A 9,079-nucleotide genomic window follows, 5' to 3' on the forward strand; every position below is an offset into this window, starting at 1 on the left:
GTACAGCAAGGCGCCGGCGCGGGCGGCCTCGCGCTCGCGTGGGTGCCGCTGTCCGCCATGTTCTGGACCGTCGCCTTGCTGTACGCCGTTGCCGCCATCGGCATGCGCGCGATCCGGACTCGCTCGTCCAATTTCCAACACCTTCAAACAACAACAGGAACATCATGAAACAAGTACTGCGCCCCCTCCCCTGCCTCGTCGCCCTCGCCTGCAGCGTGTGGACGCCGGTCCGTGCCGAAGAACCCGCGATGCCGGAAGTCGTCATCCGCGACCGGAAGATCGACACCGGCTCGTACGAAGTCACCGAGACCAACACCGCCACCAAGATCAACGTGCCGCTGCGCGACATTCCGCAGACCGTCAACGTGGTGCCGGCCGTCGTGCTGCACGACCAGAACGCGCTGTCGCTGCAGGACGCGCTGCAAAACGTGCCGGGCCTGTCGTTCTCCGTCGGCGACGGCCAGCGCGACCAGGTGACGATCCGCGGCTTTTCCGCCATCAGCGACCAGTTCGTGGACGGCGTGCGCGACGACGCGCTGTACTTCCGCGACCTCTCCAACATCGAACGCGTCGAAGTGCTCAAGGGGCCGGCTTCCGTGCTGTATGGCCGCGGCTCGGCGGGTGGCCTCGTCAACCGCGTGACGAAGAAGCCGCTCGCGGATCCGCTCCTCGAAGCGGGCGTCACGCTCGGTTCGCACGGACAGCGCCGCGGCGAGTTCGACGTCGGCGCGGCCAACGACGACAAGGACGCCCTGTTCCGGATGACGGGTGCGGTCGAAGACTCGACCGGCTTCCGCGACCGCTACTTCCTGCGCCGCCAGGCCCTCGCGCCGTCGGCCACGTTCAGGCTGTCGCCCGCCACGACGCTGACCCTGCAAGCCGACTACCTGCACGACAAGCGCCTGGCCGACCAGGGCGTGCCCAGCTACCACGGCCGCCCCGTCGACGTGCCGGTCGAGACCTATTTCGGCGCCGCGAACGCCACCGCGCGCGCATTCGTGCAAAGCGACGTGAAAAGCGCCACCGCGACGCTCGACCACGCGTTCACGCCCGACCTGAAGCTGCACACGGTGCTGCGCGCGTACGACTACGCGCTCGACCGGAACTACACGTCGATCGGTACCATCAAGGACGGCGCCAACCCGACCGTCTCCATCGGCCAGAGCCACCGCCTGCGCGACGAGGACGGCCGCTACCTGCAGAACGAACTCTCCCAGACCGTCGACTGGGGCGCGACGAACCACAAGCTGCTGTACGGCGTGGAACTCGGCCGCCAGAACAAGAGCGAGGTGCTCCGCTCGCGCAACAACGTGGCGACGTACAACCTGTTCCACCCCGTGCTCGTCGACCTGCCGGTGCTGCCGGATAGCGTCGCACCCGGCGCGGATAACCAAAACCGCGTCGACATCGCTGGCCTGTACCTGCAGGACCTCGTGGCGCTGACGCCGGAATGGAAAGTCCTGGCCGGCGTGCGCTACGACCGCCTGAAGCAGGACCGCGACGACCGCACGGCGAAGAACATCGACCTGCAGCGCACGGACGATACCTGGTCGCCGCGCCTGGGCGCCGTGTACCAGCCCGCGAGCCGCGTGGCCGTCTACGCCTCGTGGAACCGCTCGTTCCAGCCGATCGCGGACTCGTTCACGTTCCGCGCCAACAGCGACACCCTGAAGCCCACGCAGACCGTCAACAAGGAAGCGGGCGTGAAGCTCGACCTCAGTGCCCGTTCGAGCCTGACCGCGGCGCTGTTCGACATGACCCAATCGAACATCCAGGTCGCCGATCCGGCCAACACGAACTTCTCGCTGCCCGTCGGCCGCCAGCGCACGCGCGGCCTGGAACTGAGCTTCATGGGCGAGATCGCGCCGGGCTGGGATGCGATCGCCGGCTATGCGAACATGCGCGGCACCATCGAGGACTCGACGGAACTGACGTCGGCCGGCAAGCCGTTCGAAGGCAACACGGCCGCGCTCACGCCGCGCCACACGTTCAACGCGTGGATCAAGCACCGCCTCGACGGCCACTTCTGGGTCGCCGCCGGCGGCCGCGCGGAATCGAGCCGCTATGCGTCGCCGGACGACCTGACGACACTGCCGGGCTATGGCGTCCTGCAGCTCGGCGCCGGCTACGACAGCGGCAAGGTCGACGTCACGGTCACGGTGCGCAATCTGCTCAACCGGACTTATTTCGTGTCCGCGCACAGCGGCGCCAACGACTACAACATGCCGGGCGAGCCGCGCACGGTGCTGGTCAGCGCGCGCTACCGCTTTTAAAGGGCGTTTTTATGTCAAACTAGCGCCATGTGCGTCAACTACCGCCCTCCGCTGCCCGAACAACTCGACATGGTGCTCGGCACCCTCGTCGACCTGTACCGCGACTGGGACTGGCCCAGCGAAACGTGGAAGGATTACACGGCCCCGATCGTGCGCGCGGGGCCGGACGGCGAACGCGTGCTGCAGCTCGCGAGCTACGGCATGGTCCCGCGCCGCCACATCCCGGCCGGTGTCAAACCGTTCGACACGATGAACGCGCGCGCCGAATCGCTGGGCGAAAAGCGCTCGTTCGCCCCGGCCTGGCGCCGTACCCAGTTGTGCGCCGTGCCGATGACCTGTTTTTATGAGCCCAACTACGAGAGCGGCCGCGCCGAACGCTTCGGCATCGGCATGCGGGACGACGGCGTGTTCTTCGTGGCGGGCCTGTGGCGCGAGTGGTCGGAGGCCGACGGGACGATCGCGGCGTCGTTCACGCAGATCACGATCAACGCGGACGATCATCCGCTGATGCGGCGCTTCCACAAGCCAGACGACGAAAAGCGCGCGCTCGTCGTGCTGCCGCCGAGCGACGTCGACGCGTGGCTGCACTGCCGCGATCCGGAGCTGGCACGCAGCTTCCTGCGGCCTTATCCGGCGGAAGAGATGAAGGCATGGGCTGCGCCGAAGACGCCCGTGAAGAAATCGCCGCCGCCGTCGGCGCCGCACAACCTCGAGTTATTCTGATCCGAACTGCCCGGCCAGTACCCGCGTGGCGGGCTCCGTAGCAAGGGGGCGGTAGTAATAATAGCCCTGCACGAGGTCGCTGCCCATCTCGCGCAACAGCGCCAGCTCGGCTTCGGTCTCCACGCCTTCCGCCACCACGTCCATGCCGAGCGCGCGGGCCAGCGTCAGGACCACCTCGACGATCTGGCGCTTGTCGTCGTGGCAATCGAGCTTGCTGACGAACGAGCGGTCGATCTTCAGCGTGTCGATCGGCAGGCGGCGCAGGTAGCTGAGCGACGAGTAGCCGGTGCCGAAATCGTCCAGGCTGACCCGCACGCCCAGCGCCTTCAATTGCGCGAACGCGGCCAGTGCCCTTTCGGCGTCCGCCATCACGGCGGTTTCGGTCAGCTCGAGCTTGAGCGTGGCGGGCGCGATGCCCGTCTCGGCCAGCACATGCGTCACCACGCCGACGAGGCCCTCGTCCGTGAACTGGACCGCCGACACGTTCACGCTCATCGTCAGGTGCATGTCGAAGGCCTGCTGCCAGTCGCGCAGCTGGCGGCACGCCTCCCCCAGCACCCATGCGCCGATCGGCTCGATCAGGCCGGTTTCTTCGAGGATCGGGATGAACCGGGCCGGCGGCACGAGGCCATGTACCGGATGGCGCCACCGCAGCAGGGCTTCGAAACCGCGCACCCGGCCGTCGAGCGGGGCAACGATCGGCTGGTACTCCAGGAAGAACTCCCGGCGGTCCATCGCGTAGCGCAGATCGGCTTCCATCCGCAGGCGGCTCACGGCAGCCCGCTGCATGGCCTGGTCGAACATCATCCAGCGCGCGCGCCCCGTGCGTTTGGCGTGGTACATCGCGATGTCGGCATCGCGCACGATGTCCTCGACGTGGGCGTAGCCGGTCGCGCTCAGGGTGATGCCCACGCTGGCGGTCACGAACACGCGCTGATCGGCCACGTCGAAGGGTTCGGCCAGCACGCTCATGATGCGCTCCGCGACCAGGATCGCATGTTCGGCGCTGCCGACCTGGTCGAGCAGAATCACGAATTCATCGCCGCCGAGACGCGCGACCAGGTGTTCGTGCGCGAACGCGACATCGCGCGCCACCATGTCGTTCTGGCGCAGGCAGGCCGACAGTCGCCGGGCCGCAGCGATGATCAACTGGTCGCCGCACTGGTGTCCCAGGCCGTCGTTGATCGACTTGAAGCGGTCCAGGTCCACGAACAGCACGGCGAAATGGTCGCCCGGCTTGCGCCGCGTGCGCTGCAGCAGGTGCTCGAGACGTTCCAGGAACAGCCTGCGGTTGCCCAGCTGCGTCAGGGGATCGTGCAGCGCATTGTGCATGAGCTTGTCCCGCGCGCGGCAGCGCTCGAACACGCGGCCGAGCTGCGTGCCGACCTGGGCCATCAGGCGCAGCAGCGATTCGTCCGGCGCCTCGCGCTTGCGGCTGAAAAACTTGACCACCGCGACCACTTCGCTGGCGATCATCACCGGAAACGCGACGAGCGAAGCAAACCCCGCGCCGACGATCAGTGGCAGGCGCGGCAGCTCGACCGTGCCCGTGCCATCGGTGGCCACCCATTCCGGCCTGCCGCTCAGCGCGACCCGCCCTGGCAGCCCGACGCCGGGCGCGAACATGTCGGCGTCGGTGCGCGTACGCAGTTCCTGGACCGGACTGGCCCCGTTGCGCGCAGCCTCGTCATACCAGATGCCGGTGGCGTTGAGCCGCTCCTGCCCTCGCGGTCCCGACACCAGCCACAGGGTGCCGAGGGGCGAACTCACATAACGGCACATTGCCTCGAGCGCGCGCCCCATCGCGGCATGGACGTCGTCCGCCTCGTTGGCGGCCACCGCGATACTCTCCAGCAGGGCAATTTCTTGCTGCCGCTGGTACAAATCACGCAGGCCCCGCTCGGCGATCGCCTCGGCTTCATGGCGCGCGGCCGCTTCGCGCCGCACGCGCCGCTGGAGGCGGGCGATCTCCGCTGCGGCTTCCGTCTTGTCGAGCCCGTTCATGCCGGCTCGAAGCGCACGTGGAACTCGCAGCGGCGATCGCCGCGGTGCATGCATTCGTGCTGTTCGAGCTCGATCCGCTCGCCGAAAAGCGTGGCGGCGCCGTGCATGAACCCATCGGCAAGCGCACACAAGCGGCGGGGGGAGTCGTAGCCGATCTTCAGCACGCCGGCGACGCTCGTATCGAAAGCGAAGACGGGCGTCCGCGCGCCGGGATAGAGCTTGCAGACCTCGGGATGAATGATGTTGTTCAGGCTCAGCAGGAAGCTGCGCACGTTCGCATGGCTGTCGAAGATCGCCGGGTAACGCCGCGCCAGCAGCGGCATCGCCCTGCGTCCAAACCAGCGCAACACGGTATCTTCCGGTATGTCCAGGGCGTCCGCTGCCGTACGCACCAGGGCCGCAATCTCGGCGTCGTCGTAACTGCCGAGCGATGTATAGGCGCCTTCCAGTCCTGCCGCATCGAGCAGCCGATCCCACGCGGCGTCGCCGTATGTGCTGCTGACGGCCTCTTCCAACAAATTAAAGACAATTCCTTTCACTACGCTCCCGATTACTTGCTCCACGCTACGACGTATTGCAAAAATGTTTATTTGGATTGAATGATAATAGTAATATCGTCGAACTAAATCAATGCCGGAAGCGTATCTCTACGGGATATCCACAATCAGCAGGGGTCGGACTACCTGGCTTCGACGGCCTTCACGACCTCGATCACCTTCTTGGCCGCCTCGTTCGGCACCGCCAGCGACAGCTGGTAATGCACGATCTCGAACCCGGCCGGCGTCCTGCGGATGACGCCGCTGGCCATGCAATGGCCCATGTGTTCCGTGTCGAGCAATTCGTCGAACCAGATCATCGATCCATCCGCCGTCGCGTAGACATTGCGCCGCGTGGGATGAAAGACCCACGCGGCCTGCTTGCCCTCGAAGTATTTGCGGCCCCACTCGCGGAACGCGTCGCGCTGCCACAGTTCGGTGCGGTCCGTGCCGATGTAAACGCCGTCCGGCGCCATCTTGTCGAAGTAGCGCATGCGCGCGTGCGCGGCGTCGTCGTGCCAGCCGTCGACGAACGCATTGACCTGCTGCGCGAGGGCCGGGTCGACGCCGGCTGCATGCGCGAGGCCGGCCACGAACAGGCAGCAGGCGAGGATGAGCGATTCCATGGTCTTGATGTCCTCATGTGGCCAGGATCGGATGCCCTTCGGCCGAGCATAGCGAAATGGTGCAATTGCGTCCACCGGGACGGAGCACGCGGTGCTCGCGCGTGCGCGCGGAATCGTGGATAATTCCCGCCATGAACGATACTACCCAACTCCCCCCCCTGCCCGACCGCCTGTCCATCGACCCGAAGAGCCCGCACCATGACGCGGAAGTCTTCAAGCACCCGGTCGGCATCCGTTTCAACGGCAAGGAACGCACGGACGTCGAGGAATACTGCCTGAGCGAAGGCTGGATCAAGGTCGCCGCCGGCAAGACCCTGGACCGCAAGGGCCGCCCGATGCTGATCAAGCTGAAAGGTACGGTCGAGGCGTATTACGCCGTCTGATCATTCATCGATAACGTGGACATGCCAAGGCCGCCGGGGCGATCCGGCGGCCTTTTTCATTCGCGCTGACGCAGCCCGGAATCGTGATCCAGTGCTGCATGATGGACAGCTGATTACGTTAATATTGCGCAGTTGACAATTTTCTATGATCGCTCTTCATGGCAGCATCACTGCGACGCATCGTACACACCCTGGCGGGCTGGCCCGTCGTGGGCCGCCTCGTCCGCATACTGGTGGCGTTGATCCGACTGCCGGAACACCATGATCGGCAGCACCGCTTCGCGACGGAACAGCTGCCGGCACTGCTGCACACGATGTCCGACCTGAACGCCCGCACCCTGGCCGTGCTGCAGGATCCCGAAAACCTCGCCCAGTCGCTTCCGGTGACGCTGCGCGGGCTCACGCGTGAACTGGCCGAGTTGCGGACGCGGCTGGAACGCCTGGAGCGGCAGCTCGGGCAATGACGTCCTTTTCCATCGTCATCAATACGCTGAACCGCGCGTCCCTGCTGCGGCGCGTGCTGGCGAGCCTGCCGCATCTTCGCTACGCCGGACAGTTCGAAGTCATCGTCGTCCAGGGGCCATGCACCGACGACACCGCGCAAGTGCTTGCTGAATGGGGATCGCGGATCCGCACCGGGACCTGCCCCGTCGCCAACCTGTCGATGTCGCGCAACATCGGTATCCGCATGGCGCGCGGCGACGTGGTGGCGTTCATCGACGATGACGCGATTCCCGAGCCGGAATGGCTGACCCACCTGGCGGCCGCCTATGCCGATCCGCAGGTCGGCGGGGCCGGCGGCATCGTATGCGACCGCAGCGGCTACACGTTCCAGTACCGGTATGCGACCGCGACACGGCTGGCCGAGACCGACTGGCGCGCCTCGGGCGCGAGCCCGTCGCTGTGCTTTCCGGGCTCGTTCCGCTTTCCCTACCTGCAGGGGACCAACGCATCGTTCCGGCGCACCGCGCTGCTGGAGGTGGGCGGCTTCGACGAGGAGATCGAATACTATCTCGACGAGACCGACGTCTGCTGCCGCCTGATCGATGCGGGCTTCCTGATCCGGCAGCTTCCCGACGCGTATGTGCACCACGATGCCGCGCCGAACGCGGTACGCGACGCGGCGCAGCTCACCGTTGCGTCGTATCCGATCCTGAAGAATTCGCTGTATTTTTCGATCAGGCACGGCCTCGCCTATGTCCCGCTCGCGCACATCGAGCGCCTGCATGGGGAACGGGTCGCCGCGCGGCGCGCCGACGTCGTCCACCTGGTCGCCACCGGCCGCCTGCCGCCGGCGGCGCTCGACGACTTCGATGGGGCGGCGGTCCGCGCCGGGGAAACAGGCCTGCGCCGCGGCCTGGAAAGGTGCCGCCCGGGCATCGATCCGAACACGTGTTCGCCACTGCCGGGCGACTTCCTGCCGTTCGCGACGCGCGCGCATCCCGGCGCGCGCACGGTGGTGTTGGTGTCGCGCGACTATCCTCCCGGGCACCGCGGCGGCATTGCCGTCTTCTACCGCGACCTGGCCGAAGCACTGGCGCAGGCGGGGCACCAGGTGCACGTCATCACGGAAGGCGCCAACGAGGTGAGCCTGGAGAACGGGGTCTGGATGCATCGCATGGCCGTGCAGCGCTGCGCACGCACGCCGGCCGCGGTCGCGCGCGCGATTCCGCGAGCCGTCTGGGACTGGTGCGCGACGGCGCTGGCGGAGACGCGCCGCATCGCCAGCCTGCGTCCCATCGACGTGGTCGAGGCGCCCATCTGGGACACGGAGGGTGCCGCACTGCTGCTCGATGGCGGCTGGCCACTGGTCACGAGTCTGCAAACCACCCTGCATTTCTGGCTGCAGGAACATCCCGGCCTGCGCAATGACGCGCGCTGGATGACGGATTTCGGCACGCCGATGCTGGCGCTGGAACAGGAGCTGATGCGCGGCTCGCATGCGGTGCGTGCGATCAGCCAGGCCATCCGCCGCGACATCGAACAGGCGTACGGATTCCGGTTCGATCCCGCCGCCGTGATGACGGTCCCGCTCGGGATGCCGGATGTGGCCGCCGCGCCGCCGCCCCCGACCCGGGGCGGACGCATCGACGTGCTGTTCGTCGGCAGGCATGAAGCGCGCAAGGGCATCGACGTGCTGCTCGCCGCGATTCCGCAGGTGCTGGCCGCGCATCCGTCGATCCGTTTCCGCATCCTGGGCGACAACACGATTCCCCGGCCCGGAGAGCGCACCAGCTACCTGGACGCCTGGCGCGCGCAAGGACATCTGCGGCGCTGGGCGGACCGGGTCGTGTTCGAAGGCCGCGTCGACGACGCGACGCTGCGGGCCGCCTACCGCGACTGCGACGTGTTCGTGGCGCCGAGCCGCTTCGAGTCGTTCGGGCTGGTATTCCTCGAAGCCATGCGGGAAGGCAAACCGGTGATCGGCTGCCGCGCCGGCGGCATGCCGGAAGTGGTCGTCGACGGCCTCAACGGTATCCTCGTGCCGCCCGGCGACTGCGGCGCGCTGGCCGGCGCGATCCTGGATCTCGCCG

General features: G+C 67.0%; 8 protein-coding genes. 5 read left to right on the forward strand and 3 right to left on the reverse strand.

Features of this window, described 5'->3' with window-relative positions:
- Window positions 1–164 precede the first annotated feature (164 nt).
- Window positions 165–2,273 (forward strand): TonB-dependent receptor, encoded by a 2,109-nt coding sequence (locus tag ACEN88_RS18205; protein WP_413341776.1) that lies wholly within the window; start codon window positions 165–167, stop codon window positions 2,271–2,273.
- A 27-nt stretch (window positions 2,274–2,300) separates the two neighbouring features.
- Window positions 2,301–2,996, forward strand: a complete 696-nt coding sequence (locus tag ACEN88_RS18210) for an SOS response-associated peptidase (protein ID WP_413341777.1) — start codon at window positions 2,301–2,303, stop codon at window positions 2,994–2,996.
- Here the strand turns inward: ACEN88_RS18210 and ACEN88_RS18215 are convergent.
- The 3 genes from ACEN88_RS18215 to ACEN88_RS18225 all read right to left on the reverse strand — a co-directional run bounded on the left by ACEN88_RS18215 (window position 2,988) and on the right by ACEN88_RS18225 (window position 6,162).
- The gene (locus ACEN88_RS18215; protein WP_413341778.1) at window positions 2,988–5,000 is read right to left on the reverse strand and encodes a putative bifunctional diguanylate cyclase/phosphodiesterase; all 2,013 of its coding nucleotides are present in this window, start codon (window positions 4,998–5,000) and stop codon (window positions 2,988–2,990) included. The genes ACEN88_RS18210 and ACEN88_RS18215 overlap by 9 nt on opposite strands.
- On the reverse strand, window positions 4,997–5,539 hold the full coding sequence (locus ACEN88_RS18220) for a heme NO-binding domain-containing protein (protein ID WP_413341779.1): 543 nt from the start codon (window positions 5,537–5,539) through the stop codon (window positions 4,997–4,999). Before ACEN88_RS18220 ends, ACEN88_RS18215 begins: the two co-directional genes overlap by 4 nt.
- A gap of 140 nt (window positions 5,540–5,679) precedes the next feature.
- Window positions 5,680–6,162 (reverse strand): nuclear transport factor 2 family protein, encoded by a 483-nt coding sequence (locus tag ACEN88_RS18225; RefSeq protein ID WP_413341781.1) that lies wholly within the window; start codon window positions 6,160–6,162, stop codon window positions 5,680–5,682.
- Window positions 6,163–6,293: 131 nt separating this feature from the next.
- Between ACEN88_RS18225 and ACEN88_RS18230 the strand changes: the two genes are divergently transcribed.
- The 3 genes from ACEN88_RS18230 to ACEN88_RS18240 all read left to right on the forward strand — a co-directional run.
- Window positions 6,294–6,545 carry a DUF3297 family protein gene (locus ACEN88_RS18230; RefSeq protein WP_413341783.1) on the forward strand — a complete coding sequence of 84 codons (252 nt, stop codon included), beginning with the start codon at window positions 6,294–6,296 and terminating at the stop codon, window positions 6,543–6,545.
- A 158-nt stretch (window positions 6,546–6,703) separates the two neighbouring features.
- A complete protein-coding gene (locus ACEN88_RS18235) occupies window positions 6,704–7,009 on the forward strand; it encodes a hypothetical protein (RefSeq protein WP_413341785.1) in 306 nt (101 codons plus the stop codon).
- Window positions 7,006–9,079: glycosyltransferase (locus tag ACEN88_RS18240; protein ID WP_413341787.1), on the forward strand; the 2,074-nt coding region annotated here is incomplete at its 3' end. The genes ACEN88_RS18235 and ACEN88_RS18240, both read left to right, overlap by 4 nt.

This window comes from Massilia sp. CT11-108 (genome assembly GCF_047302915.1).
Lineage (GTDB): Bacteria > Pseudomonadota > Gammaproteobacteria > Burkholderiales > Burkholderiaceae_D > Telluria > Telluria orientalis.